The organism is Arthrobacter sp. Sr33 (assembly GCF_054511195.1).
The window spans coordinates 59607-84832 of sequence record NZ_JBTNDD010000012.1 but is presented as its reverse complement, the minus strand read 5'-3'; the positions used below and the strand labels follow the sequence as shown (position 1 = coordinate 84832).

The window sequence follows — 25226 nt, the reverse complement described above, 5'->3', positions numbered from 1 at the left end:
TTAGCGTCCCCAGCCGGCGTAGGCCAACGCCTGACGGAGCAGTCCGCCGCGCCCGCCGGAGAACTCTGCCTGAACACCATCGCTTAATGCCTCGTCGGGGGTCATCCAGGAAAGCTCCAGCGCATCCTGGCGCGGCTGGCATTCACCGGTGACAGGAATCAGGTAGGCGAGGGCGACGGCGTGCTGGCGGTCATCGGTCATCCCGGTTTCCGACGGTGAAGGGAAATACTCCGCGACGGTGAAGGGCGTCGGGCAGGGCGGCAACTGCGGCAGGGCGAACGGCCCCAGATCCTTCTCCAGATGCCGCACCAGCGCGGCGCGGATAGTTTCCCGATACATCACCCGACCAGAGACGAACGTCCTGACCATTTCACCCTGATCGTTGGCCTGCAACAGCAAACCCACCTCAGTGACATAACCGAGCGAGTCGCACCGCACCGGGATGGCCTCCACATAGACCATGGGGAGGCGGCGGCGGGCTTCGTAGAGGTCATCCTCTGAAAGCCACCCGGGATTGGGGTCTGGGGTGCGAACGTTCATACCTTGTTTTATCGCAGACAAGCCGTCGACGGCGGGCGGCGCGCTGCACTTCGGCCATTGGCTGAATTGCCAGACCGCAGCACACCCCTGATGCGGTGACCGCCGGGCGGGGGTGGCCGGGCAGTGATCGCCGGGGGTGGTCGCCCGCCGTCAGCTCAGCCTTCCGGCCGCTCACTGATGGTGAATGACCGGTGCGCTGAGACAGGCACGGTCAGGATGCGGTTCCTGCCCGTCCCTGACATTTCGGCGGAGAAGCCGGCGTGCTGCACCCGGAGCAGGAGGTCCGCGACGTCGCCCGCATAGTCAAAACCCACCTGGAAGTACTGGTGTCCGCCGGTCCGCACGACCACCCGGCCGCCGTTCTTGGCGGTGAAATCCGTTGCTTCGGCCGCCGGGCCGTGGGGGCGTGCCCCAATGTCTCTGAGCATCCTGGCTGCCCTCAGCGGGTCGGGGGTCGACCAGATGCAGACAACGGTCAAGGCGTGATCCACGTTGGGGTCCAGGAGCCGTTCGCCCTGGTCGACGGGGATGGTTTGTCCCGGCGCCTCGACCCGGACAGCCGTCATGCCAGCCCCATCCCTGATCACTTCCGCTGCTGTTCCGCTCTCTGCGGTGCGGCGGGCAAACTCTTCGAGAACTCCCGCCTCGAAGCCCAACAGCGTCAGTTCGGCGGTGCCCGGCTGGAGCGCGATCCGGCCACCGCCCGCGTCGAAGAAAGCAGTCCCCTGCTGCTGGACCATTCCCAGGGCCGGAAGCAGGTCTCCCAGCAGCTTGGGGTCGGTGGTGATCAGGGTGGGGCGAACGCGCAGCATGTGGGGCCTCAACGGATTCTGGGGGTCGGGAAGCTCAGCCGAGCATGAAGGTTTACAGTAACCCCATGAAGGCTGAACTGCCCGAACTGTTGGTTCCCGATGCGTCGGCGTGGAAGGAATGGCTTGGCGCCAATCACTCCGTCTCCCCGGGAGTCTGGCTGATCCTGCACAAGAAGGGCGGCTCCGTCACCGGGCTGACCTACGCCGCGGCGTTGGATGAGGCACTGTGCGTGGGCTGGATCGATGGCCAGGCCCGACGGCGGGACGAGGGGAGTAGCTTCCAGCGGTTTACCCCGCGCGGCCCGCGCAGCATCTGGTCGGTACGCAACATTGGCTTCATTGAACGCCTCACGGCTGAAGGCCGGATGATGCCGGCAGGGCAGGCCGCCGTCGACGCCGCGAAAGCTGATGGTCGATGGGAGCGGGCCTACGCTGGACCGGCCACTGCTGAGGTTCCGGACGACCTAGCCGCGGCCATTGCCGCCGAACCGGAAGCACAGGCCATGTTCGAGGTCCTGACCTCACAAAACAGGTACGCCCTGATCTTCCGTCTGACCCAGCTGAAAACCGAGGCCGCCAGGGAACGGAACATCGCCAAGTTCGTGGCAATGCTCGCTCGACACGAGACTTTGTATCCACAGCGGAAGCTACCCTGAGCCGTCACAAAACCAATTAGGGCACACTTCTGTGACTAATTCGAAAAATTCCCGTGTAAGGTAATCCTTACCAACACTTCAACACTGGAACATCTTCGGAGACATCACACTCATGACCAACAGATTTGCTGCCCTAGCCGCTGGCGCCACCATCCTCGCCCTCGTGGGCTGTGGGGCTACGACCGAATCAGGCTCCGATCAAACGGATCCAGCACCAGCCGCCGAGTTGGAGAGCGACAATGCGTTCACCCTCTACTCCGGCCGCGACGAAGCACTGGTCCAGCCACTGATCGACATGTTCGAAGAATCCACGGGCGTTGAGGTGGACGTGCGTTACGGGAACACCGCCGAACTCGGTGCACTCCTCCTGGAAGAAGGCGAGCAGACGCCGGCTCAGGTCTTCCTTTCCCAGGACGCGGGGGCGCTCGGCGCTCTCAGCAGCGCCGGGTTGTTCAGTACCCTCCCGGAGGATCTCGCGGCCACCGTTCCCGACGGATTCACCTCCACGGATGACAGCTGGGTGGGTGTCACGGGCCGGGCCCGCGTCATCGTGTACGACGGCGAGGAGCTGACGGCTGAGGAAGTCCCAGTCTCCGTTGATGACCTGACCGAACCCGAATGGTCCGGTCGGGTGGGGGTAGCCCCATCGAACGCCAGCTTCCAGGCCTTCGTCACGGCCTACCGGGTGCTGAACGGTGAAGAGGCAGCCGATGAATGGGTGTCGGCGCTCGCGGCCAACGACCCACAGATCTTCGAGAACAACGGGGCTGTCCTGACCGCTGTGAACGAGGGAGTTGTTGAAACCGGTTTGATCAACCACTACTACTGGTTCCGCCAGGCAGCCGAGGCCGGCGAGGAAAACATGCGCGCCCAGCTGTCCTACCCCGAAGCCGGAGACCCAGGCTCCATCGTGAACGTCACCGGTGCGGGCATCCTGTCCAACGCCGCGCAGGACGCCGACGCCCTCAAGTTCGTCGAATTCCTGGTCTCGGCTGAAGCGCAGCAGTACTTCGTCGATGAAACGTTCGAGTACCCGCTCGCGGACGGTATTGACGCACCCGAGGGATTGCCAGCGTTGGATTCGCTGGTCAACCCGGACCTGGACCTCTCGGATCTGGAATCCCTGGAACAGACCCAGGAACTGCTCAGCAAGCATGGGCTGATCTGATCTAGGTAGGAGCCGGTGACCCTCGAATGACCCTCGTCCGAACTGGACGCGCCAGCAGCACGCCGGCGCGTTCAGTTCGTGCGCCCGGCACCGGCCGTGCCCCCTGGGTCAAGCCTCCCGCCTGGCTGCTGCTTCTGGCCATGCTGGCTGCCACCACGGCAGCGATCCCGTTGGTCTACCTCGTCGCACGCACCACCGACGCCGGGTTCACCGAACTCGTCGACACGCTCCTGCGGGCCAGGGTCCTGCAGCTTGCGCTGAACTCGGTCCTGCTGGCGGCATCGGTGACCACCGCATGCCTGGTGCTGGGTACCGCATCGGCGTGGGTGTTGACCCGGGTCAGAATCCCCGCACCCCGCGCCATGCTCCTCATCTCAGCTTTGCCGCTCGCCGTCCCCTCCTACCTCGCTGCCTACGGCTGGCTCGTCTGGTTGCCGACCCTCGACGGATTCTTTGCGAGCTGGCTAATCATGACGGCCGTCTGCACGCCCTATGTCACCTTGCCGGTTGCCGCAGCGCTCCGAGGCGCCTCGGGGGATCTCGAGGCGGTGGCCCGCACGCTGGGCCGCGGTCCCTGGGGAGCGTTCAAAGCCGCGACCTGGCCGAGGGTCAGGCCTGCGGCCGCCGCGGGCGCCCTCCTCGTTGCCCTGTACACACTCTCGGACTTCGGGCTGGTGTCCATGCTGCGGTACCAGACCCTCACCTGGGGCATCAATTCGGCCTACGGCGCAAGCTTCGACCGCAACCAGGCGGCGCTGCTCGCGCTCATGCTCGTTGTCCTGGCGCTGACGGTGGTGGCGGGGGAGAAACGGTTCCGTGGCCGGGTCAGCCAGGGGGCAGGCCGCGGCAGGGTGCCGCTGGTCGCGCCCCGGCGCTGGCTCGCCGGGGCGCTGGCCCTAGTGCTGGCCGCCCCAGTGGTCGCCGTCGTCGTGCCCGTCGGAGGGCTCACCAGCCGCCTGCTGGACGCTGCAACGTTACGCGAGATGGACGTCAGCCGCCTGATTGAGGCGATTGGGGCCACGCTGGGACTCGCCGCAGCCGGGGCCGTCGCAGCAGTGGTGTTGGCCCTCCCCATCGCCGTCCTGGCCGCACGCTATCGTGGGCGCCTGATCGCGGCAGTCGAGGCGGTCGGGTTCCTGGGGCACGCGCTCCCCGGCATTGTGGTAGGTCTGTCGCTGGTGTTTTTCGCGCTTGGGGCGGTCCCAATTCTGTACCAAACCGTAGTGGTGCTGATCTTCGGGTACGCCGTCCTGTTCATGCCGAAGGCTATCGGCACCATGCGCAACGGGATAGCCGCGGTGCCGGAAAACCTGGTTGACGTGTCCCGAATGCTGGGGTTGTCCCCGCTGCAGACCTGGTGGCGGGTGACCGCGCGGCTGGCGCTGCCCGGTATCGGAGTTAGCGCGCTGCTGGTAGCCATCTCGGTCATGAAAGAATTGCCTGCGACGCTGCTGTTGCGCCCCACCGGCACCGCCACCCTCGCGACAGAACTGTGGTCCAGGACCACAGTGTTCGAGTATGGGGCTGCCGCACCCTACGCGGCCACCCTGGTGCTGCTCGCCGCCGTCCCGGCGGTGGTGCTTTCTGGATTCCGGGGCGTAGCGAAGGAGGACTTGTGAGCTGGGTAGTCATTGATGGGCTGAGCGTTGCCTACGGAGGCACGACGGTGCTCGACGGCGTGCACCTGGAGATCCCGAGGGGATCGCTCACCGCTGTCCTGGGCCCGAGCGGTTGTGGCAAAACCACCCTGCTGCGAGCCATCGCCGGATTGCTCCCGGCGGCGGGTGGAACCATCCGGGTGGGCGAGAATCTCCTCTCTTCTCCTACGGTCCAACGGGCGCCCGAGAAGCGGGGCGTCGGCTGGGTCCCGCAGGACGCCTCACTCTTCCCTCACCTGACGGTCGGCGAGAACATCGGTTTCGGGTTGAAGCGGAGCGCTGACCGGTCCGGGCGGATCGCGGACCTCGCCGCGATGGTGGGCCTCGGCGAACTGATCGACCGGGCACCATCCCAGCTTTCCGGCGGCCAGGCGCAACGGGTGGCACTAGCCCGGTCCCTCGCACCACGGCCCGATCTGGTGCTCCTCGATGAGCCGTTCGCTGCCCTGGACCCCCAACTCCGGTCGACCCTTCGCCGGGAGGTCGCGGACCTGTTGCGAGGCCAAAGCAACACCAGCCTGCTCGTCACCCACGACCAGGAGGAGGCGTTGTCCCTGGCCGACTATGTTGCGGTGATGCGGGAGGGCCGGATCCTCCAGTGGGGCACGCCCCACGAAGTGTATGAGCGCCCGATCAGCCGCTGGGTGGCAGCCTTCGTCGGGGACACCGTGGAAATGGATGGTTTGTGGGCCGGCGGCCGGGTGCAGTGTGCCCTGGGGCTGGTGGAGGCCGAGATGGCCGACGGCAGCGAACCGGTGGACGGTTCACCGGTGTGCGTCATGCTCCGCCCGGAATGGTTGGATGTGACGGCTGGCGGGACGGATGCGACAGTCACCGCAGTGTCCTACGCGGGCCACGATGCCCTGGTCGGTCTTGAGTTGCCGTCCGGCTTCACCGTGCGCGCACGGGTCGCCGCCCCCGATCTGCCGCGCCGCGGGGACCGGGTGACGGTGGGCATCAGGCACCGGGCGCTGGCCTATCCGGTCGTTTCGGCCTCAGTGCCGACGCCCGCGGTCACCCGGTAGGCGGCTTCCAGAATCATCCACGCCTGCAGCTGCGTCGACAGCTCGGAGCCCCGGGTGCCAGCGTCGGCCCCGGTTCCTGCCGGGAATTCCAGCACACCCGCCGCAGGAGAACGACGGCGGCCGGTGCCGCCGCGGGCCGTCGTCCCCTGCGCCGTCTTCCCCTTCGGCGCTGGCGTCCCGTCAGGTACAGTCCGTCCGGTCCACAGCGTCTCGGCCGTCGTCGTCACCAGTGCTCCGGCGGTGCGCCGTGTCGCGGACGGCAGGGCGGGGGTCGCAGCAGCGACAGCCAGGTAGCGGGCCAGAATTCCGGTGAACAATCCGCCGTCGCCCCCACCATGCGTCCGCAGCACGCCGTCGTGCGTCAACTGCTTGTCGACGGCGAGGATCAGGTCTTCAGCACTGGACAGGTCATCCGGCCCACCGAGTTCCAGGAGGGCACCAAGCACGGGCCCCTGGTTATAGGTGTAGATGGTTGGTATCAGCCTCTCGCGTCCGCCAGCGATCCGGATACCGTCCTGGAATAACCCGGTGCGGGGATCCTGCAGGCGACCCTGCAGCCAGTCGACCAACTCCTGGGCCCGGACCGTATCGCCTCGCCGGGCGAACAACAGGGCGGCGGGTCCGGTGGCCGGGGTGTTCTTGAAGTCACGGTCGGTGTTCCAGTACAGCCCGCCGCCGAGCTCGGGGGTGTGCGCAGACCGAAGCGCCCGCATCAGAGGCGAGCCGGGATGTCCACCGCCGCGCCCCAGCTGACGGAACCGATCGGCGGCGAGCGCAAGCCACGCCATATCGTCGTAATAAGAGTTGGTCCAGCGCAGTCCGTTGCGTAAGTAGATACTCCGGAGCAGCCGGTGTGCCGTGACAGCCTGCTTTTCGGCGGCACGCTCATCGGATTCACGCAAGGCCGCATCCACCAGTGCGTCAAGGTAATGAGCCTGCCACCAATAGTGCCAGGGGGACAGTCCGCGCCCGGGAGGAAAACGCACGGCGCCGAGGTGGGTGCCCGGCAGACCCCACAGCCGATGACCGAACCTGGACCCCACGGATTCAGCTGCGGCCCGAGCCCGCAACCCGGCTGTACGGACCGGGTGTTCCTCCCGCGAATTGAGCATAAAACCACCCTAGCCGGACAGCGCGGTACCCGTATTGAGCAATCTGCCAATTCCCGGCCACCCCGGATGCAGTATGGGCTACGTCACAGTAATGTTTAGTGGGCATCAGGTTCCATCCCAGCACCAAATGGCGGCAAATCGCCCAATGGCACCAACTCGAGGAGACTTCATGGACATCAACCACACTGTGGCCCTGATCACCGGAGGAGCCTCCGGCCTGGGACAGGCCACTGCCAGGCAACTGCACGGCGAAGGTGCCACCGTGGTGCTGGTGGACCTGCCCCAGTCGGCCGGCGCCGAGTTCGCTGCCGCGCTGGGCGACCGGGCCGTGTTTGCCCCGGCAGACGTCACCGATCCAGCACAGGTCCAGGCTGCGGTCGATACTGCTGTTGCGCTCGGCCCGCTTCGCACAGTGGTCAACTGCGCGGGGATCGCCACCCCCGGGAAGGTCCTCGGACGTGACGGGGTTCTTCCCTTGGAGCATTTCACCAAGGTCATCAACATCAACCTGATCGGCACCTTCAACGTGATCCGGTTGTCCGCGGAGGCGATGGCAGCAACCGATCCCGTGACACCGGAGGACGGCTCGGCTGAACGCGGGGTCATTGTGAACACCGCGTCAGTCGCAGCGTTCGACGGTCAGATCGGCCAGCCAGCCTATGCCGCCTCCAAGGGTGCCGTCGCCGCGATGACCCTGCCCATCGCGCGTGAACTGGCCCGGTCGCTGATCCGGGTGGTCACCATCGCGCCCGGGATTTTCGAGACCCCAATGATGTCGGGACTGCCCCAGGAGGCGCAGGATTCCCTCGGCGCCCAGGTCCCTCACCCGTCCCGGCTCGGCAAGCCCGCCGAGTACGCAGCCCTCGTCTCCCACATCGTGCAGAACCAGATGCTCAACGGCGAAACGATTCGCCTCGACGGTGCCATCCGGATGGCGCCGAAATAGCTGCCCAGCGCAGCCCAGAAAGGAACAGCTCAATGGAGAGCACCCTCCCCACCGCCGATTTTATGGGCTTCGAATCCCTCCTCAGCCCCACCGAAAGCGCCAAACTCGACGACGTCCGTGACTTCCTCGCCAAGGAGGTCGCTCCGTCGGCGGAGGAGTGGTGGAACCGGGCCGAATTTCCCATCGAGGTGCTGCCCAAACTCGCCGCATTGAACCTGAGCACGCCCGTCCAACAGGGGTACAGCTACCTCTTCGGCGGCATGGTCATCGCTGAAATGACCCGCGCAGACACGTCCCTGGCCACGTTCTTCATGGTGCACCACGACCTGTTTGTCGAAGCATTGCACGAGTTCGGGTCCGAAGATCAGAAGGCCCGTCTCCTCCAGGACGCGATGGACCTGAAGATTACCGGCGCGTTTGCGCTCACCGAGCCGCTGCACGGGTCGGACGTGGCGGGAGGCCTGTCCACGACGGCCACGCGCGACGGCGACACCTGGGTCCTCAACGGAGCCAAACGCTGGATCGGGAACGGGACCTTCTGCGACTACATGCTGCTCTGGGCCAAAGACACCGCCGACGGAAGCATCAGGGGCTTCATCCTGGACGCAACACTGCCGGGGATAACCCGCACCCGGATCGAGAACAAGATCGCGTTGCGCACCGTCCAAAACGCCGACATCGTGCTCGACAATGTGCGGGTCCCCGAAGCGGACCGGTTCGCCGGTATCAGTACCTTCGCCGATACCCGTCGGCTGCTGCGCGGCTCGCGGATCCTCGTCGGCTGGCAGGCGGTGGGCCAGCAGCTGGCCGCTTTCGACGTCGCCCGCCAATACGCGGTAGAGCGCCACCAGTTCGGTCGCCCCATCGGCGGTTTCCAATTGGTGCAGGACCAACTGGTGCGGATGCTCGGCAACACCACGGCCAGCCTGGGGATGATGGCGAGGGTGGCCCAGCTGCAGGAGGGCGGGGGAGGGGACATGCCGCAGGCAGCGCTGGCCAAGGCCTACACCACCGCACGAATGCGGGAAACCGTTGCGCTGGGACGCGGGATCCTCGGCGGCAACGGCATCACCACCGACTTCCGGATGGGCAAGATCTTCGCCGACGCCGAGGCAATCTACACCTATGAGGGTTCCTATGAAATCAACACCCTCATTGTCGGTCGGGCGATCACAGGGCTTTCGGCGATCAACTAGAAGACTGAACTTGTCCCATCTGGTACCTGAATCACATCGGGCAGTCACTGTGGGTCGCCACCCTGCTTAGGTGGATCGTCAACGACACAATGAAATCCCTGAGCCACCCGATCCGAGGCTCGAACTAGGGACTTGATCCGGAAGTCGTGCTCGTGCCCAAAGCAGGGGTGCGGTTCGCCGTCGATCATCAGAAGCTTGTCACTATCGTCGAACGCGCCGCCGGCTGGGAAAGCAGCGCTTGTTCCCGACGCGTCGGGGATCGGCTCCGCCGAAGACCTGGTGACCGCCCCACACGAGGACCGCGACTAGAGGGCCAGCGGTGGCAGACTGGGGGGATGCCCTCGTTCCGTGCCCAACTCGACATCATGGGATTGCTCCCCGGCCATCCACCGGAGGCGGTGATGGATTCCGCTACGGCCGCTCTGGGGGCGGCCCACCTGGTGGAAGCAAAGCAGCTGGACGTGGTGGCCGGAGTACCGCGGATCACACTCCGGTTCCTGGTCGAGGAAACCGACTACGAGACCGGGGCGCGGCAGGCAATCAGCGCTGCAGTGAACATGCGCCACGCAGTGGAGCGGGTGGCTACAGTGGGGATCCTGCGGGTTCTCCGTCGTCGTAGAAATCGATGGGAGCGACTGTAGCCATCTGTCGTGCGCGCAATTCACGACGGTAGGCATGGTCCACCCGGTGCCGCCGCGATCCGGCAGAGATGATCAGGAAGAAGACACCCAGCCCGGCTGCGAAGGCCACGGGGGTTGATTGCAGGTCGCCGAACAACCGCTCGGGCACTATCAGTGTCACTCCCCAGACCACAGCCATAGCGACGGCGATCCGGCCACGATCCGTCATGCATACGGCCATCGCCGCCAGAATGAGCAGGATGACTCCGATCAGGGCCCAACGCTGGGCACCCCACCCCAGCCAGTCGACTTCCAGGACCGTCAGCACCGCTCCGGTGTGGACCACTGCGGTGACCCCAGCCCAGCCGAGGAACAGCCCGAGCGGGACGTCCACGAGGGCAGCCTCAGTCCTGGTCTGCGCCGGGTAGCGGTTGAGCCACCGCAGGGCACCCAGCAGAAGAACCACCAGCAGCCAGATCAGCACCAGGCTCGCCGTCGCGTTGGCCTGCTGGAGGGTGAGCGCCCATGCAAGTGTGACGAGCAGCGAAGCCACGACCAGCCAGCCAAGCAGCCGGTGCCGGGGACTACGCCGTTGGGACGGCAGCCACTGGTGCGCGGTGTAGCCGAGCAACCCGGCCCCGATCACCAGCCACAAATAGGGTGCAGGGAAGGCGGGTGAGACCAGCGTCGCCGCGGGATCGAATGTCCCCAATGAAGCCTCCCGGATATCCGGTCCGCCGAGGGCCCCTGCGGCATTGGCGGTGCCCAGAGTCGATCCAATCACCACGATTGTGACTGCGATCCGCCTGACCAGGTCCGGGTCCCACGACCTGACACTCTGAATAACGGTGCTGCTGCCCCGCGCTGCTCGGCGAGCAGCAGCACGGGACGCGCTCCGTCGTTCCCCCGCGGGCGGCCGGGGGCCGGCATCGGGTGCAGGGGCAGCGATCGAGCCCGGGGGGTGCTCCGCCGTCGGCCCGCTGGCTAATCCGATTTTGGGGCGGCCAGCCCGCAGGCGCTCCAACGCGGGAGACACCTGACCGTGTCCGGTTTCGTCCGAGGAGGAGTGCGGCTCCCGGGAATCCTGCGCCGCGGCTGGCGAACTAGTCGGTTTGTTCGGCAGTCGGGGAACGGGCGGGGTCGGGGTGCTCATTAGTGGTTTTAACCTTCCGGCGTTGCTTGAGCGCGAGGAATGCGGCAATGACAAGTCCCACCAGCGTACCTACACCCATTCCCAGGAGGGCACTGACCCACAACGGGAAGCCTGTGGTGACGTCCGTGATATACCCGAGCATCACCAGCCAGGAGGCCCAAAGGATGCCCCCGACGGCGGCGCACACGAGGAAGGGGCGGATCGGAAGATTAGCGATGCCTGCCGCCGCGACGCCCGCAGAACGGCCAGCAGGAAGGAACCGGAGGGCAATGAGCCCGGCGTAAGTCGGTGACTTCCCGGCCTTTTCCACGGCGCCCCGGATGCTCCGATGGATGCTGCGCCCCCACTTGAACTTGTCCAACCATGAGGTCAGGCGGTTGCGGAACAGCAGGTACAGGATGATATCGCCCAGCCAGCTGCCCAGGGTGGCCGTCAACAGGGCGACGGGCAGCAGCAGGGCACCTTCGGACGCCATGGTGCCCGACGCGATTACCAAAAATTCGGAGGGCACAGCTGGAATGAACACGTCGATCACCACGATGACGAAGGTCAGAGGATGGAACAGCGGTGACCATGCTCCGAGATCGGTGAGGTCCACCGTCCCAATCTACAGGGGTCCTGCGGGGTGCGGTCTAGAGCAGGGAACCGCGTTAGGCGAAGTTCTGGAGCTGTAGCTCGCTGTCGAACCGCCGGGGGGTGCCGCTGAGCGGGTCATTGAACCCGATACTCTTGGCCAGCAACTGGAGCGGCCTGGTGTAATCGTCGGGTGCCTGAGGGTGCAGTACCGGGTAGAACGGGTCGTTGATGATCCCGAGCCCCAGCCCCGCCATGTGCAGTCTAAGCTGGTGGGTTTTGCCGGTATGCGGGGTGAGCCGGTAACGTCCGCACCCGTCCCGTTCTTCGACCAGGCTGACCAGGGTTTCAGTGTTGGGTTCACCGGCCACCTCCTGCGCCAGCAGATAGGTGCGGCTCTTGACGATCCGGCTGCGCACCACCCGCGGATGGTCCATCAGGTCCAGGGCCGGGTCCACCGGCGCGGCGGCCTCGTACTCCTTGGAGATCAGCCGGTTCTCGAACAGCAGCTGGTAGTTCCCCCGAGTCGCCGGATTGGTGGAAAACAACAGAATTCCCGCCGTCAGCCGGTCCAAACGGTGCATGGGGATCAGATCGGGGAGGTCCAGCTGAACGCGCAACCGCACCAGCGCCGACTCGGCCACGTACCGGCCGCCCGGAGTGGTGGGAAGGAAATGGGGTTTGTCCACCACCAGCAGGTTGTCGTCCTGGTGCAGGATGTTCACCTCCACGGGCAGGCGTTCCTCAACCGGCAACTCGCGGTAGTACCAGACGAAGGTGTGCTCGGCGAGCGGGGTGGTCCGGGTCAGCCGCTCCCCGTTCAGTGCGACCACCTCACCGCGGTCGAAGCGGGCGGCGATGCCCTCGGGATCCACATGGTCCCACCGGTCCAGAATGTAGTCGAGTGCGGTACCCCACGGGCCCTCAGTGGGCAGGCGCAACCGGGTGGCGTTGACACCGTTGCGGACAGGAAGCGGGGATTGCATCACCTATCAAGGGTACGCGCTAGGGGCAGCCCACTATCTTGTACAGGGCTGCATCACCTTCCCGGTCTACCAGCTCGAAGCCAGCGCTGGGGGAGAGGTCCCTGAGGCCGGAGAACACCGGTGCGTCCCCGCCATGGACCGAGTCGGTTCCGAAGTCCAGGACAAAGGTTGTGTTGGTGCTGCGTACAGCCGCGCAGACCTCAGGGTTTTCCCGCATGGTGTCCAGCTCGTCAAAGATGAGCCTGGCCTCGGCTGTAGCCGGGCTGGTCCCGAAGGGCAGGAGGGATCTCCGGCCAGCGAACGCATAGTTGAGAGCCGCCCCGGTCAGCGGCTGGCCCGCAATCACCGCGTCGGCGGGGACGTGCTCGGGTAGGCGCTGCAGCAACGCCAACTCATCCGAGGTCAGCAACCGGGACTCTTCGGTATACCGGTAGTGGTAGGCGGCCTCGCTGACCGCCCGCTGCACCGCAAACAGCGGCGCCACCGCCAACCCAATGACCACCAGCACGGTGGTCACCAACGGCACAAACCAGACGGGCTCCGGGGCACTGCGGGTCGAGCGGACCCGCCGCGCCGTCTGCATCAGGGAACCGGCCAGCGCGACGCCTCCGATGCTGGCCACCAGCATCCCCGCCGGGGCGAGCATCGCACTGATCCGGAAGTAGTCGTTGTACCAGACCCCCGCGACGATCCACCGGAGGGTGGGTGCTTCCTGCCAGCTGCCGACGACGAATAGCGTGCCGGCCACCAGATACATGACGATCACCCACCGATGGCTGCGCAGATACAGCACGACGGCGGCTCCCACGGCGGTGAGGATCGCGGCCAGGAGAGCTATCGGTCGGCCAAGCGGTCCGTGGAACACCACTTCCGAAATGGCTCCACCGGCATCGCCCATCTGGTCCCAGTTGGTGGACCGGGCGGGGCGCACCGTCATCCACAGGACCGCAGAGAGCACCACGAACGTGACCGTGCCCGCGGCCACCGCCAGTCGTCGTCGGCCGCGTTCGGACCGGAACCGGGCGTACGCCACCGCGAGGATGGCTGGCGCGGCCAGCGCCAGGAGGCTCAGAAGGGACGAGGGGTGGGCCAGGAGCAGGCCGGGTAGCAGGCCCAGCAACAGCAGGAGGCTCCCGAACCATCTGAGGGGCACCTCGGTGCCCGCCCCCACGAGCTGGATCACTACCCCCAGTGCTGCCGGGAGAATCGCGATGGACAGCATGAAGGGGTAGACCACCCCGAACTCCAGCAGCAGATAGGGGAAGGAACTGTAGGCGGTGGATAGCACGGCGGCGACCAGCAGGGGCATGGTTCGCTCCCCGGTGAGGCGGCTGACCAGGAAAAGGCAGCCCAGACTCCAGATCCCGGTGATCAGCACCAGATTGGCCACGTTGATGGCAGCGGTTAGTGGAATGCCAGCGGTCGCCATGACCAGTGACACCATCGCATGCCAGCCGGCCGGATAGAACGTGCCTTCCCGGCTTCCCAGATAGCCCAGGGTCAGCGATGACGAGTTGCCGGTTTCGGAGATGTAGCGCAGGGCGTTGAGATGGAAAATGTTGTCGTGGGATTGGGCGATGTTCTCCGGCACGCCGAACATCCAGAACATCCACGCCGCCACCGGCACCGCAGCGACCGCCCACGCGATGAGGACCGGCGCCCAACGGGCCAGCGGTTCAGCATTCGCGACGTCGCCGTGGATCAGTTGCCCGAAGCTGCGGCGCAGCAGCCACAACGCGGCGCCAACCGTGACGGTGACGGCCAGCACCGGTGCCAGCGACCAATCAACACCAGCGAGGGCGGCGACCTCGGCGGACACTACCACCGCCGTGATACTGAACGGTCCGGCCAGGGCCAGCAGAGTCAACCGGCGCAACCCCAGCGCCGCACCCCAGGCCAGCCCGGGCCCGAAGACCACGAGGATGGCGACCGCAAACGCCGGCAGGGTTTCCGCCCAACTCATAGGTCCCCTCGGGTTGTGGTGGATGACGTCATTGGGCGGCGGTCGGACTGGCTGGCTGACAATACGGACAGTAGTACAAATCCCGCAATTCCAGGGCGTTGTCCCCGAGCTGTTCCAGGGTCACCCTGGTGCCGCACCGCAGGCAGCCGCGGTGTTCCCGGCCATAGACCCACAGCGTGTCGCCCCTCAGATTGCCGGTGGTGGCTCGAGTGGACCGTGCCTTGTTTGCTTCCAGCAGCTTCTTCGCCAGTGCCACCATCCGCGGCAGGTCCCTGACCCCGGCGACCGGGGTCAGAGGGTGCACCCCGGCGAGGAAGCACAGCTCACATCGATACACGTTTCCGATGCCCGCAAGGTTCCGTTGATCCAGCAGGGCCAGCCCAATCGGCCGGTCGGGCTGCGACAGCAGACGACGCAGCACCTCGTCGGGGTCCCAGCCCGGCCCCAGCAGGTCAGGGCCCAGATAGCCCACAGCTTCATCCTCACCGGACCGGGGGAGGACCTTCAGTAACCCCAGTTCGAATCCGACGGCGGCGGACTCGGGCGTTTCGAGAATGCAGCGTGCTTTGAATGCCGGACGGCGCCATTTGGCGCCCTTCGGGTAGATATGCCACAGGCCTTCCATCTTCAGGTGCGAGTGGATGGTCCAGCCGTCGTCGCCCCCCACCCGGATCAGCAGGTGCTTTCCACGCGCCACCACGTTCTGCACCGTCTCGCCCGTGAAGTCGACGGTCGCGAAGCGGGGGACCCGGATGTCGCAGCGCGTCAGCGTGCGGCCGGCCAGGGCCGCATTCAGTTCCCGGGCGGCGCGCCAGACGGTATCTCCCTCAGGCACGGATCCTCAGCCCTCTCGGGGTGGAGTAGAACCCTGCGGCGGTCAGGGCGCGGCCCACCTCCGAGTCCAGGACCGGCTCGCCGTTGACCTTTTCGATTGCCATTTTCTCGGCTGCCCCACGCCGGATGATCGCTACCAACGCGGCCGCGGCGGCGTGCAGGGCCGCCGAATCGTCGGTGAACGCCAGGACAGTCTTGCCGCCCCGCTCCACATAGAGGGCGAGCCGCCCGTCCTGCAGGATCACCAGCGCTCCGGCCTTCCGGCCAGGGCGGTGCCCGCCGTCGGAGGCGGGCCACGCCAGTGCCGCACCATAGGGGTTCGCCGGGTCGGTCGCGGCGAGGGCAATCGAGGACCGCACGACGGTGGGGTCCTCACCCGGGCGGCGTTCCTGCTGGGCGTCGGCTCCGAACGAGCGCAACCGGTCCACTGTCGCGGGGACGGCGAACTGGGCGGCGCCGAGGTGTTCGATGAAGTATCCGCGCCGGCACCTGCCCATTTCCTCAAGCCGGGCCAGGACTTTGTACTGCAGTCCGAACCCGCCGGGGGTACCTTCGCTGCCCACCGACCCGCGGGTGACCACTCCGTACCGGTCGAGCAGCAGTTCGGCTGTGGCATGGGCGTGGACGGTGGTTTCGGTCTCGACCTGCGGCAGCACCGTCCAGCGACCGGCCGCCATGGGAGGGGTGCTGCGCTGGTAGCCGCGGACGCCGTCGTCGTTACCCTTGACCCGCATTGACGACCCGGTCAGGGACGCACCGGGCGCCCGGCCGAGCCGTCCGACCCGCGATGACCGGGCGCGCGGCGGGGCGGCGCGCTGCTTGTGGGCGGTTTTGCCGCCGGCCAGCAGACTCCGCACGGGGGTGAAGGTGTCGTTACTGATCCGGCCGCCCCACACCAGCTCCCAGAGCGCGGTGACCACCTCGGAATCGTTCCGTGGCGCCTCGGAGTCGAGCGACTCGACCAACTGCCTGAAGAAGTAGGCGCCACCCCGGTCCAGGAGCTCCAGGAGGTTCAGTTGCAGGGCGGATGGTTCGAACACCGGGTCGGGTCTGAGGGTGAGTGGTGCGTTCTCGGCCAGGTGCAGGGCAATCCACCCGTCGTTGCCGGGCAGCGACCCGGCCCCGGACCAGACCACCTCCCCGGTGGCGGTCAGCTCGTCGAGCATCGCCGGCGTGTAGTTGGCGACCCGTGAGGCGAGGATGAGCGGCTCCCACGCCGACGCCGGAATGGGAACCCCCGAGAGTTGGTCGACCACGGTGGCCACCCCGTCCAACCCGCGGAGGGAGGAACCGACGTGCTGCCAGGCGGGAAGGAACCTGCCGTAGGCTGCGGGGTCCACCGGTTCCACTTCCTGCCGCAGCGCGGCCAGGGACCGACGGCGGAGCCGACGCAGCACCTCGACGTCGCACCATTCGCTGGGAGCCGCAGCGTGGGAGGACGCGGGGGTGTTCTCGGGGAGTGAGGCAACCGGGCGGAACTCACCTTCGACCACCCGGCCGTCTGCGGCGAGGCGCTGCAGGGCAGTCAACACCACGGCGACCCCCAGGCCCAGGCGCTGCGCCGTTTCGGCGGCGGTGAACGGTCCATGGGTGCGGGCGTAGCGCCCCACGAGGTCTCCCAGCGGATCCGCCACCGGTTCGATGAAGGCCAGCGGGATGCCCATCGGCAGTGGGACCCCCAGCGCGTCGCGCAGGCGGGCAGCATCCTCGACAGCCGACCAGCGTTCCTCGCCGGCGATGAAGACCTGCAGCGCCCGGTTGGCCTGACCGAGTTGCAGGAGCAGCGACCCCACCTGTTCGACAGCTGGGGTAGCGGCGGACTCCTCAGGAGGCTGGAACCGGTCAGCTACCTCCTGCGTGGTGAGCGGGCCGAGGAGCCGCAGGAGGTCGGCGACGCCTTCGAGACCACGCACGGTCCGGTCCGGTGCGAGGCGCTGCAGTTCGCTTTCAGTGGTGGCAATGACCTGCGGGTCCAGCAGTTCACGCAGTTCCGCGCGACCGAGCAGCTCGTTGAGGAGAGTGGGATCCAATGACAGGGCGGCGGCGCGGCGCTCGGCGAGCGGGGAATCGCCCTCGTAGAGGAAGGACGCTACGTAACCAAACAGCATGGATCGGGCGAACGGAGACGGCTGGGAGGTGGTCGTTTCGACTATGCGCAGTTCCCGGCGCTCGATGCTGGCAGCGATGTCCTTCAGCGCGGGCAGGTCATAGACGTCCTGCAGGCACTCGCGGACCGTCTCCAGGACGATCGGGAACGTGGGGTACTTCCGCGCAACGTCGAGCAGCTGCGCCGAACGTTGCCGCTGCTGCCAGAGTGGGGAGCGTTTCCCGGGGTTTTGCCGGGGCAGCAGGAGGGCGCGGGCAGCACACTCGCGGAACCGTGAGGCGAACAGGGCCGAACCGCCCACCTCGGTGGTGACGATGCCATCAAGTTCCTCCGCGTCGAAGAGGAACAACTCAGCACCCGGCGGCTCATCATCCATCAAGGGCACCCGCAGCACGATCCCGTCGTCGGAGGCCATCGCCGAGCCGTCCATGCCGTAACGCTGCTCGAGGCGCGCCCCGACGGCGAGCGCCCAGGGGGCGTGCACCGGCATGCCGAAGGGGCTATGCAGGATCACCCGCCAGTCGCCGAGTTCGTCGTGGAACCGTTCAACCACCAGGGTGCGGTCGTTCGGGACAATCTCGGTGGCCGCACGCTGTTCGGCGAGGTAGGTCAGGAGGTTTCCCGACGCCCAGTCATCGAGACCGATCGCCTTGCACCGCGCCTGCGCGTCCTCGGGGGAGGCAACAGAGGTTTCGCGGACAAATCCGCCGATCGCGCGGCCAAGTTCCACCGGTCGGCCCAGGGAATCGCCCTTCCAGAACGGCAACCGGCCCGGCTGCCCGAACGCGGGGGAGACCAGCACCCGGTCGTGGGTGATGTCCTCGATCCGCCAGCTGGTGGCGCCGAGCGCAAACACGTCACCCACCCGCGACTCGTAGACCATTTCCTCGTCGAGTTCCCCGACCCGACGGCCGCCCTGTTTCCCCCCGGTGCCGGGTTCGGCTGAACCGACCAGGAAAACGCCGAAGAGCCCCCGGTCGGGGATGGTGCCACCAGACGTGACCGCTAGCCGCTGGGCGCCGGGCCTCCCGGTGATGGTGCCTTCCACCCGGTCCCAGATGATCCGGGGCCGCAGCTCAGCGAACTCGTCGGAGGGGTAGCGCCCCGCCAACAGGTCGAGGGTGGCATCAAACGCAGATCGGGGGAGGGTGGCGAAGGGGGCGGAGCGGCGGACGACGTCGAACCACTCCTCCACATCGATGGTGCCCAGGGCTGCCGCTGCCACCGTTTGCTGCGCCAGGATGTCCAGCGGGTTGGCGGGGATGTACAGCGGCTCGATTTTCCCGGCGAGCATCCGCTCCACGGTAACGGCGGTGTTTACCAGGTCTCCCCGGTGTTTGGGGAAGAGCACACCCTGCGAGACTTCGCCCACCTGGTGCCCGGCACGGCCCACCCGCTGCAGTCCGCTCGCCACCGAGAAGGGTGACTCCACCTGGACCACCAGGTCCACTGCACCCATATCGATTCCCAGTTCAAGCGAGGACGTCGCCACCACGCAACGCAGCCGCCCGGATTTAAGGTCATCCTCGATCAGCGCCCGCTGGTCTTTCGATACCGACCCGTGGTGTGCGCGGGCCAGGAGGGGCTCTGAGCCGTCAGTCTGGCCGGCCTGGCCCATCAGCTGGGCCGGTGGTGACTGGGTCGCCTGGTCCGCCGGAGCCTTCTCGGCGCGCTGGCCGGTCCCGGTGCCTGCCTTCGGCGCTGAGTCCTCAGCCGGTGCTGCCCGCAGTGCCGCCGCTTCCAGCCGTTCGGCGTGGATCTCGTTGAGGCGGGCGGTGAGGCGTTCGGCGAGCCTGCGGGAGTTGGCAAACACGATCGTGGAGCGGTTGGCCTGGATCAGGTCAACGATCTTCTCCTCGACGTGCGGCCAGATGCTGCCCTGCGGGACAGCTTCGGCGCCGTACGCGTCGTCGTCGTCGTTCCGCGTCGGCGGCCCGCCGAGCTCGGTCATATCCTCCACCGGCACAGTGACGGTCAGGTCCCACTGTTTTTTCGACGGCGGCGCGACGATCTCAACTGGAGCGTTGCCGCCCAGGAACCGGGCGACGGTCTCCTGCGGTTCTACTGTTGCTGAGAGCCCGATCCGCTGCACGGGTTTCTCCAGCAGGGCATCCAGCCGGGCGAGGGACACCGCGAGGTGCGCTCCCCGTTTGGAACCGGCCACCGCGTGGACCTCGTCGACGATGACCGTATCGACGTCGGTGAGGGTCTCCCGCGCCTTGGACGTCAGCATGAGGAACAAGGATTCGGGGGTAGTGATGAGGATGTCGGGTGGCCGGGTCAGCAGGGCGCGGCGATCCGCCTGGGAGGTGTCACCGGATCGCACTCCCACAGTGATTGACGGCGCTGGAAGACCCAGCCGTTTGGCAGTCTGGGTGATACCGATCATGGGGGCACGCAGGTTACGTTCGACGTCGACGCCGAGCGCCTTCAACGGCGAGATGTACAAGACCCTGGTGCCGCGCTTCTTCGCGGGTACTCCCTTGGTGGCCGGTGCCTCCTCGGCCGCGCCGGCGGCGATGAACTTGTCCAGCGCCCACAGGAACGCTGCCAGGGTTTTCCCGGAACCCGTCGGCGCAATGACCAGGGCGTTCGAGCCCGCCGAAATGGCGTTCCAGGCCCCCTCCTGCGCGGAGGTGGGCGCGGCAAAGGCTCCGGCAAACCACTGATGGGTTGCGGGAGTGAACTTATCCAACACCGATGTCACCGATTCATCATCTCTCAGGCGACTGACATTTTGCGACGCAGCGGGCCGAGGCTCCCGCACCGCGGCCAAATGGAGGGTAGCTTTCAAGGTAGAACGCCCCAACTGCAGCAGGAAAGGCTCACCCATGAGAGGCCAGGTAGGAAACAACTGGGTTCCGATGGCCGGTGTGTCTGCTCTTTTTCTGGGCGGTGCGGTGGCCAGCCTGATCGCCGGTGAAAACACTGGCGCCGTGGCAGCCTACTTTGTGGTGGCGACCCTGATCCTCATCCTGTTGGCGGCGCCCTGGCTGGTGCGCAACCCGCCAGCGATCAACGCCAACTCGGGCACCTACCTGATTCTGGCGGTGGTTCTGGAACTCGCGGCGCTGCTCGGCGGATCAATCGAAGCGCTCCGGGGGCTTGGCGGCTGGATCGTTCTGGGCGCGGGTCTGGTCACCTACGGACTGCTGGAACGGGGTCGGGTAATGGTGACCGCCGGAGCCTTCGCGGCGCTGGCCGGCGTCGCCGCCGTCGTTGGCCAGCAGACCTGGTTGACCTTGACGCTCCAGCTCCTCACCGCAGCGATTTTCGCCCTCGCCGCTGGACGGTTGAGGCACCTATTATTCAGCGAGCGTCGGGCATCGGACGGCACCACTGACTCACGATCGCCAGTCTTCCGCTAAGACTGGTTCCCGGCAGTATCTGGGCTACATGGCGGTGACAGGGCCAACGGTCATGAGGATGATGTCCTCGGCCGCGCAGCCAACCGATTCCTGGACCGCGATCAGCGAGTCGGTGGCACCTGGTGGGTAGACCCTGACACCGGTGGTTTCGGTGATGCTGCAGCCGTCACCGTAATTCTGGGCATTGGTCTGTTGCAGGGTGGCGATGGCGGACTGGCCCGGCGCCAACACCACGGTGGGGGACTCCGCTCCGGGTTCCCGGTCGGCGGGGGCGCCGACCTGCGCCTCTGATGCATCGACGTAGGACACTCCCGGGTAGCCGGTCATGGTGCATTCCTCGTCCGACATATTCGAGAGGATCAGGTTGCGTGCGGCGGTACCCGCGCTGCCAGCACCCATCGGTGTTTCCACTGTGGCGGCCAAATCGGCAGCGGTGCAGCTCCCGTCGTCCTCGGGCTCGGCTGCGGTGGGCTCTTCCGACGCTTCTTCGGTCGGGGTGGCTGAAGCCTCCGGGGAGGGGGATTCGCTGGCTTCCTCGGTCGGTTCCGTGGTCGGAGCGGCGGAGGTGGTGGCTTCCGGAGCGGGCGTCGATTCCTGCTCGGTGGAACTGGACGCACCACATCCCGCAACCAACGCGATGGAACTGATGGCCGCGAGGACGGCAGCGGCTTTGGACGAAGTGCGTGTGTGGATACCCATGGACTCACCTTCGCCGGTGATTGCCCCTGCGTCAATCGGCCGCACTAATGAGACGACCGATTGACGCAGGGATCGTTACCGACTGCTATTTGGCGCCGCGGCTCCGGACCAGGGCCAAGACGCCCGCTGCCAGACCGAGCAGGCCGGCGGCCAGTGCCACCCAAATCACGGGCTGGGTTGCCGTTGATTCGGTGGCGGAAGCCTGCTCAGTATCGGCGGCGTCGGCCTCATCGGTGGCTGACGCGTCGTGGCCGTGCCCGCCTTCCGCGGTCTCGGCGGTGGTGACGAAGGAGGGTGCCGGGCTTTCGGGTTCCTCGGCACCTTCCTCGGCTACCTCATCCCAGCTGGACACACTGCCATCGGAGTACGTCTGGATGGCAGGCAGCGTGACAGTGGTTCCGGCCTCGGGTAGCCGCCCCACTGACAGCGAGAAGACCTGGTACTCGTCGGCGGACAGCGAGTCCCCTTCGCTGTCCGCGGTCCACACCACTAACAGGGCGCCCTCGGTGATGGTGGCGCCGTCGACCTCGACGGGCTCGGGAAGCTCGCCGCGGACGACCTCGGCGGTCCAGCCCTCTACCGGTTTGGCACGCACCGAGGTGAAGGGGTTATCGGTGGGCAGCTGGACCTCAACTTTCTCGGTCAGGGCCGTGTCCGATTCGCTGGGTACCGAGAAGTTGAGTTGCGTGTAGCCGCCCGCAGTGGTGCTGGCTGGACTCACATTGACGTGGGCTGAGGCCGTACCGAGACCGAGGGCCATGAGGCCCGCGGTGGTAACGGCGAGTGCCGAGGTGGTGACGGTCCGGCGTGATGAAGCGTTCATGGGAATGCCTTTCAGGATGCTGCCCGGGCGCACAGCGCTCGCAGGGTCAGCAAAAAATGGGTGTTGTGATGAGGCGGTTGCCCCCGTGGCAACAAGGTTCAGGCAGGCAGCAAGACGGGGACGGGCAGGTGCGGTGGCCCCCGGAGCGCGGGAGTGTCGCGCAGGGCGCGTACCGAACGGAGCGCCGGTGCCGGCGGGAACAGGGGCATTCGTGGGACAGGGACGCCGATGACGACGTCGGGCAGTCGGAGTAGTGGTACGAGCCAGGCGGCTGCCAGGTGCAGGGCGGATTCGCCCCGGTGGAGCATGAACCCGGTGGCGGCGACGGCGACGCCGTGGAGCGTGAGCATCCAGAGGTCGGTGTGCGCGGCGGCGGGGTGCGCGTGCGCACCATTCGGCATGCAGTTGACCGCCTGGACGGCGTAGTGGGTGGCGGGTGCGGTGACGCAGGCCGCCGTCGTCGACGTCAGACTGAACGCGTGGTGCAGGAGCCATTGCCCCAAAGCGAGAACGAGAAGGAGGGCGGGTAGCGATAATGCCTTTTTGGAGATGACTGTCACTGCCAAGAGCGTTGCCGACCCCAGCACGGCAACGATCAACGGGGCTGGGAGGTTTCCCCCACCAATAACGTGCGCCCCGGCAGCAAGGGCGAGGACAACTGCTGAAGTCACCGAGGAGCGGACCAGACGATGCGAAGCCGGTGCGCCGCTCATGATCCTCCCTCAGGTCCAGTGGTTGTCCGCACTCGTACTACGGCTGAAGGGCTACCCGCCCTACCCAAGGGTATTCGACGCCGGGTGGGGGACGGCTTGGTGAGGGTGTTACTCGTGGTGATAGGGGCGCCCGGCTACGATCTCCTGCGCGCGGTACAACTGTTCGGCGAGGATCAGCCGGACCAGCTGGTGCGGAAAGACCAGGGGGGATAGCGACCACACCAGGTTGGCGCGACTGTGGACTGACGGGTCAACCCCGTATGCGCCGCCGATGATCAAAATCACAGTCCGGGCGTTGTCGATGGGCTGTTGGAGGGTCCGGGCCAGGCCGGGGGAATTGAGGGCTTTGCCGCGTTCGTCGAGCAGGATGACGAAGTCGTTGGCCGTGAGTTTCGCGAGGAGCCGTTCGGATTCTTCGCGGCGGGCGGCGTCGTTCTTCCGGGCCGAGTGGGGAATGAGCTGCCAGCTCAGGTCGAAGGGTTTCTTGAGGCGCTTCTCGTAACGCGCGATGCCGTCACTGACCCACGCCTCGTGCTTCTTACCTACCGCCAGAATCCGCATAGCCACAGGTGACACCCTACAAGGGTGCCCCTGCGTCTCGGGGACAATGAAGTTATGGCCCACCGACAGCGCGGAACCACGCAGGAACCCGACGACAAGACCTGCGTGTCCTGCGGGCGACGGATGGAGTGGCGCGCCAAATGGGCGGCGAATTGGGCTGAGGTGCGCTACTGCTCGACCGCCTGTCGACGCCGGGGGGTCACCCCCACCGATCAGGAACTGGAAGCCAAAATCCTTAGCCTGCTGGCTGCGGCGCCGACCATCTACCCTTCCGATGCAGCGCGTGCGGTGGGTGGCGATGACGGGTCTCGCCTGGAGGAGCCCGCGCGACGGGCGGCCCGGAGGCTGGTCGCTGCCGGCCAGGTTCAGATCACCCAGGCAGGCTCAGTGGTCGATCCCTCGACGGCCAAAGGGCCATTCCGCATCCGGCGGGCGCGGTAGACGGGTCGACCCCCGCACCAGACATCGACAACTGTCGATGCCATCACGTAGTCTAGCGCCATCGAATGAAGCCGCCCTCTCAGGGTGCAAACACAAAGAGTGAGGCGCGATGACCGATCCCGACGAAAAAAGACTGGTACCCATGAAGCCATCAGTGCTGTTCGTATGTGTCAAGAACGGCGGCAAATCCCAGCTGGCCGCAGGCCTCATGAGGTTGGAAGCAGGTGATGGGATCTCAGTCAGTTCTGCTGGCACCAAACCCGGAACCGCCATCAACGCACTCTCGGCTGAGGTTCTTGCAGACCTCGGTGTTGACATTTCAGCGGAGCAGCCCACCCTGTTGACCGAGGAGGACATGCGTGCCGCCGGGCTCGTCGTGGTTCTCGGCGGGGAAGCAAAGGTCCCTGCAGTCCAAGGCGTTGAGGTGGAAATCTGGGAAACCGATGAACCTTCCCTGCGCGGTATCGAAGGGCGTGACCGGATGGTACTGGTCCGCGACGACATCCACGCCCGGGTGAAGGGCCTGAGGGAACGGCTGCTTTCCCCGAGCTGACGAACCCGTTTCGAGGGCAGCGTACGCCCGCCGGAAACAGGTAAGGCCCCGGTTCCCTTTGTTTACAAGGGAACCGGGGCCTTACTCACTCGCGGTGACGGTGGGATTTGAACCCACGTTGGCTTTCACCAAACAACATTTCGAGTGTTGCACCTTCGGCCGCTCGGACACGTCACCAACGCAGTTACTTTACCGGTTGGCGGGCCCAAGCCCCAAAACGCTAGAGATCGACGACGTCGTTCTTGCCTGGATCGGCGCGCTCACCGGTCATCAGACCCTTGGCGATCTTGAAAGCCGAGACGATCTTCGGGGAATCCAGGGTCCAGTATTCGGCGGTATCGGCGTCGACCTTGATCAGGGCCACCGAGTTGTCGTCCTTGCCGTTCTCGAACCACGGCTCCACCGAAGCACTCCACAGCTCGTCGATCTTGGCGCGGTCCTTGGTCAGCGACGCGGTGCCCGTGATCGATACGTAGCCCTTGCCGCTGCTGATCGACACGTTCACCTGCGGATTGGTGCGGATTTCCGCGGACTTCGGCGAGGGGTCCTCCGTGAAGAACCACAGATCGCCGTCGAACTCGGCCTTCTGCACGGCGAGCGGGCGGCTGACCAGCTGGCCCTCACCGTTGATGGTGGTCAGGATTGCGATGTCTGCATCCTTCAAAACCTTGTGTAGTTCCTTCATGCCATCCTGCTGCGAGGTCATCAAGTGCTCCTTT

General features: G+C 66.3%; 24 protein-coding genes and 1 tRNA gene. 10 read left to right on the top strand and 15 right to left on the bottom strand.

Features of this window, described 5'->3' with window-relative positions:
• Both ACX80T_RS14900 and ACX80T_RS14895 read right to left on the bottom strand, forming a co-directional pair.
• A complete protein-coding gene (locus ACX80T_RS14900; RefSeq protein WP_019482310.1) occupies positions 1 to 540 on the bottom strand; it encodes an NUDIX hydrolase family protein in 540 nt (179 codons plus the stop codon).
• Positions 541 to 695: 155 nt separating this feature from the next.
• Positions 696 to 1352 (bottom strand): VOC family protein, encoded by a 657-nt coding sequence (locus ACX80T_RS14895; protein WP_459304820.1) that lies wholly within the window; start codon positions 1350 to 1352, stop codon positions 696 to 698.
• A 65-nt stretch (positions 1353 to 1417) separates the two neighbouring features.
• Here ACX80T_RS14895 and ACX80T_RS14890 point away from each other — a divergent pair, with 65 nt between their 5' ends.
• From ACX80T_RS14890 to ACX80T_RS14875, 4 genes are all read left to right on the top strand, one after another.
• Positions 1418 to 2008 carry a YdeI/OmpD-associated family protein gene (locus tag ACX80T_RS14890; RefSeq protein WP_459304819.1) on the top strand — a complete coding sequence of 197 codons (591 nt, stop codon included), beginning with the start codon at positions 1418 to 1420 and terminating at the stop codon, positions 2006 to 2008.
• Positions 2009 to 2120: 112 nt separating this feature from the next.
• On the top strand, positions 2121 to 3176 hold the full coding sequence (locus tag ACX80T_RS14885; protein WP_024475952.1) for an iron ABC transporter substrate-binding protein: 1056 nt from the start codon (positions 2121 to 2123) through the stop codon (positions 3174 to 3176).
• A gap of 26 nt (positions 3177 to 3202) precedes the next feature.
• Positions 3203 to 4795, top strand: coding sequence for an ABC transporter permease (locus ACX80T_RS14880; RefSeq protein WP_459304818.1), 1593 nt, complete (start codon positions 3203 to 3205; stop codon positions 4793 to 4795).
• Entirely contained in the window at positions 4792 to 5859 is a 1068-nt protein-coding gene (locus ACX80T_RS14875) for an ABC transporter ATP-binding protein (RefSeq protein ID WP_459304817.1), read from the top strand. The genes ACX80T_RS14880 and ACX80T_RS14875 overlap by 4 nt, the downstream gene beginning before the upstream one ends.
• Here the strand turns inward: ACX80T_RS14875 and ACX80T_RS14870 are convergent.
• A complete protein-coding gene (locus ACX80T_RS14870; RefSeq protein WP_459304816.1) occupies positions 5811 to 6971 on the bottom strand; it encodes a glycoside hydrolase family 76 protein in 1161 nt (386 codons plus the stop codon). The genes ACX80T_RS14875 and ACX80T_RS14870 overlap by 49 nt on opposite strands.
• 169 nt (positions 6972 to 7140) lie before the next feature.
• Here ACX80T_RS14870 and ACX80T_RS14865 point away from each other — a divergent pair, with 169 nt between their 5' ends.
• From ACX80T_RS14865 to ACX80T_RS14855, 3 genes are all read left to right on the top strand, one after another.
• Complete coding sequence (locus ACX80T_RS14865; RefSeq protein ID WP_459304815.1) at positions 7141 to 7917, top strand: 3-hydroxyacyl-CoA dehydrogenase; 777 nt, start codon at positions 7141 to 7143, stop codon at positions 7915 to 7917.
• Positions 7918 to 7949: 32 nt separating this feature from the next.
• On the top strand, positions 7950 to 9113 hold the full coding sequence (locus tag ACX80T_RS14860; protein ID WP_459304814.1) for an acyl-CoA dehydrogenase family protein: 1164 nt from the start codon (positions 7950 to 7952) through the stop codon (positions 9111 to 9113).
• Between the two features lie 335 nt (positions 9114 to 9448).
• Positions 9449 to 9754 carry a hypothetical protein gene (locus tag ACX80T_RS14855; protein WP_083850855.1) on the top strand — a complete coding sequence of 102 codons (306 nt, stop codon included), beginning with the start codon at positions 9449 to 9451 and terminating at the stop codon, positions 9752 to 9754.
• On the opposite strand, the gene ACX80T_RS14850 is transcribed toward ACX80T_RS14855, so the two are convergent.
• Genes ACX80T_RS14850 through ACX80T_RS14825 form a run of 6 tightly spaced genes read right to left on the bottom strand, consistent with a single transcriptional unit; the run spans position 9696 to position 20074 of the window.
• Entirely contained in the window at positions 9696 to 10886 is a 1191-nt protein-coding gene (locus tag ACX80T_RS14850) for a hypothetical protein (protein WP_024476785.1), read from the bottom strand. The two genes, ACX80T_RS14855 and ACX80T_RS14850, sit on opposite strands and share 59 nt — an antisense overlap.
• A complete protein-coding gene (locus ACX80T_RS14845; protein ID WP_019482321.1) occupies positions 10837 to 11484 on the bottom strand; it encodes a DedA family protein in 648 nt (215 codons plus the stop codon). Before ACX80T_RS14845 ends, ACX80T_RS14850 begins: the two co-directional genes overlap by 50 nt.
• A gap of 52 nt (positions 11485 to 11536) precedes the next feature.
• On the bottom strand, positions 11537 to 12445 hold the full coding sequence (locus tag ACX80T_RS14840) for an RluA family pseudouridine synthase (RefSeq protein WP_024476784.1): 909 nt from the start codon (positions 12443 to 12445) through the stop codon (positions 11537 to 11539).
• 19 nt (positions 12446 to 12464) lie between these two features.
• Entirely contained in the window at positions 12465 to 14408 is a 1944-nt protein-coding gene (locus ACX80T_RS14835) for a DUF6541 family protein (protein WP_024476783.1), read from the bottom strand.
• A 28-nt stretch (positions 14409 to 14436) separates the two neighbouring features.
• A complete protein-coding gene (locus tag ACX80T_RS14830) occupies positions 14437 to 15243 on the bottom strand; it encodes a DNA-formamidopyrimidine glycosylase family protein (protein WP_019482324.1) in 807 nt (268 codons plus the stop codon).
• Positions 15236 to 20074 (bottom strand): ATP-dependent helicase, encoded by a 4839-nt coding sequence (locus ACX80T_RS14825; protein WP_116778391.1) that lies wholly within the window; start codon positions 20072 to 20074, stop codon positions 15236 to 15238. Before ACX80T_RS14825 ends, ACX80T_RS14830 begins: the two co-directional genes overlap by 8 nt.
• Before the next feature lie 106 nt (positions 20075 to 20180).
• On the opposite strand from ACX80T_RS14825, the gene ACX80T_RS14820 reads away from it, so the two are divergent.
• Positions 20181 to 20717, top strand: a complete 537-nt coding sequence (locus ACX80T_RS14820) for a hypothetical protein (RefSeq protein ID WP_026041013.1) — start codon at positions 20181 to 20183, stop codon at positions 20715 to 20717.
• 24 nt (positions 20718 to 20741) lie between these two features.
• Here ACX80T_RS14820 and ACX80T_RS14815 read toward each other — a convergent pair whose 3' ends face one another.
• The 4 genes from ACX80T_RS14815 to rlmH form a co-directional block, all read right to left on the bottom strand.
• The gene (locus tag ACX80T_RS14815; protein ID WP_116778375.1) at positions 20742 to 21416 is read right to left on the bottom strand and encodes a DUF4232 domain-containing protein; all 675 of its coding nucleotides are present in this window, start codon (positions 21414 to 21416) and stop codon (positions 20742 to 20744) included.
• Between the two features lie 85 nt (positions 21417 to 21501).
• Positions 21502 to 22239: a YcnI family copper-binding membrane protein gene (locus ACX80T_RS14810; RefSeq protein ID WP_116778376.1), complete on the bottom strand. Its 738-nt coding sequence runs from the start codon at positions 22237 to 22239 to the stop codon at positions 21502 to 21504.
• A 98-nt stretch (positions 22240 to 22337) separates the two neighbouring features.
• Positions 22338 to 22952 (bottom strand): hypothetical protein, encoded by a 615-nt coding sequence (locus ACX80T_RS14805; RefSeq protein ID WP_116778377.1) that lies wholly within the window; start codon positions 22950 to 22952, stop codon positions 22338 to 22340.
• Between the two features lie 108 nt (positions 22953 to 23060).
• Entirely contained in the window at positions 23061 to 23513 is a 453-nt protein-coding gene (rlmH, locus tag ACX80T_RS14800) for a 23S rRNA (pseudouridine(1915)-N(3))-methyltransferase RlmH (RefSeq protein WP_459304832.1), read from the bottom strand.
• Between the two features lie 54 nt (positions 23514 to 23567).
• Here rlmH and ACX80T_RS14795 point away from each other — a divergent pair, with 54 nt between their 5' ends.
• Together ACX80T_RS14795 and ACX80T_RS14790 are read left to right on the top strand one after the other, a co-directional pair.
• Positions 23568 to 23954 (top strand): DUF2256 and DUF3253 domain-containing protein, encoded by a 387-nt coding sequence (locus ACX80T_RS14795; RefSeq protein ID WP_024476778.1) that lies wholly within the window; start codon positions 23568 to 23570, stop codon positions 23952 to 23954.
• 142 nt (positions 23955 to 24096) lie between these two features.
• A complete protein-coding gene (locus ACX80T_RS14790; RefSeq protein ID WP_024476777.1) occupies positions 24097 to 24507 on the top strand; it encodes an arsenate-mycothiol transferase ArsC in 411 nt (136 codons plus the stop codon).
• Positions 24508 to 24599: 92 nt separating this feature from the next.
• On the opposite strand, the gene ACX80T_RS14785 is transcribed toward ACX80T_RS14790, so the two are convergent.
• Positions 24600 to 24684 (bottom strand) — tRNA-Ser (locus ACX80T_RS14785).
• A gap of 43 nt (positions 24685 to 24727) precedes the next feature.
• A complete protein-coding gene (locus ACX80T_RS14780) occupies positions 24728 to 25213 on the bottom strand; it encodes a pyridoxamine 5'-phosphate oxidase family protein (RefSeq protein ID WP_024475469.1) in 486 nt (161 codons plus the stop codon).
• Between the last annotated feature and the right edge of the window lie 13 nt (positions 25214 to 25226).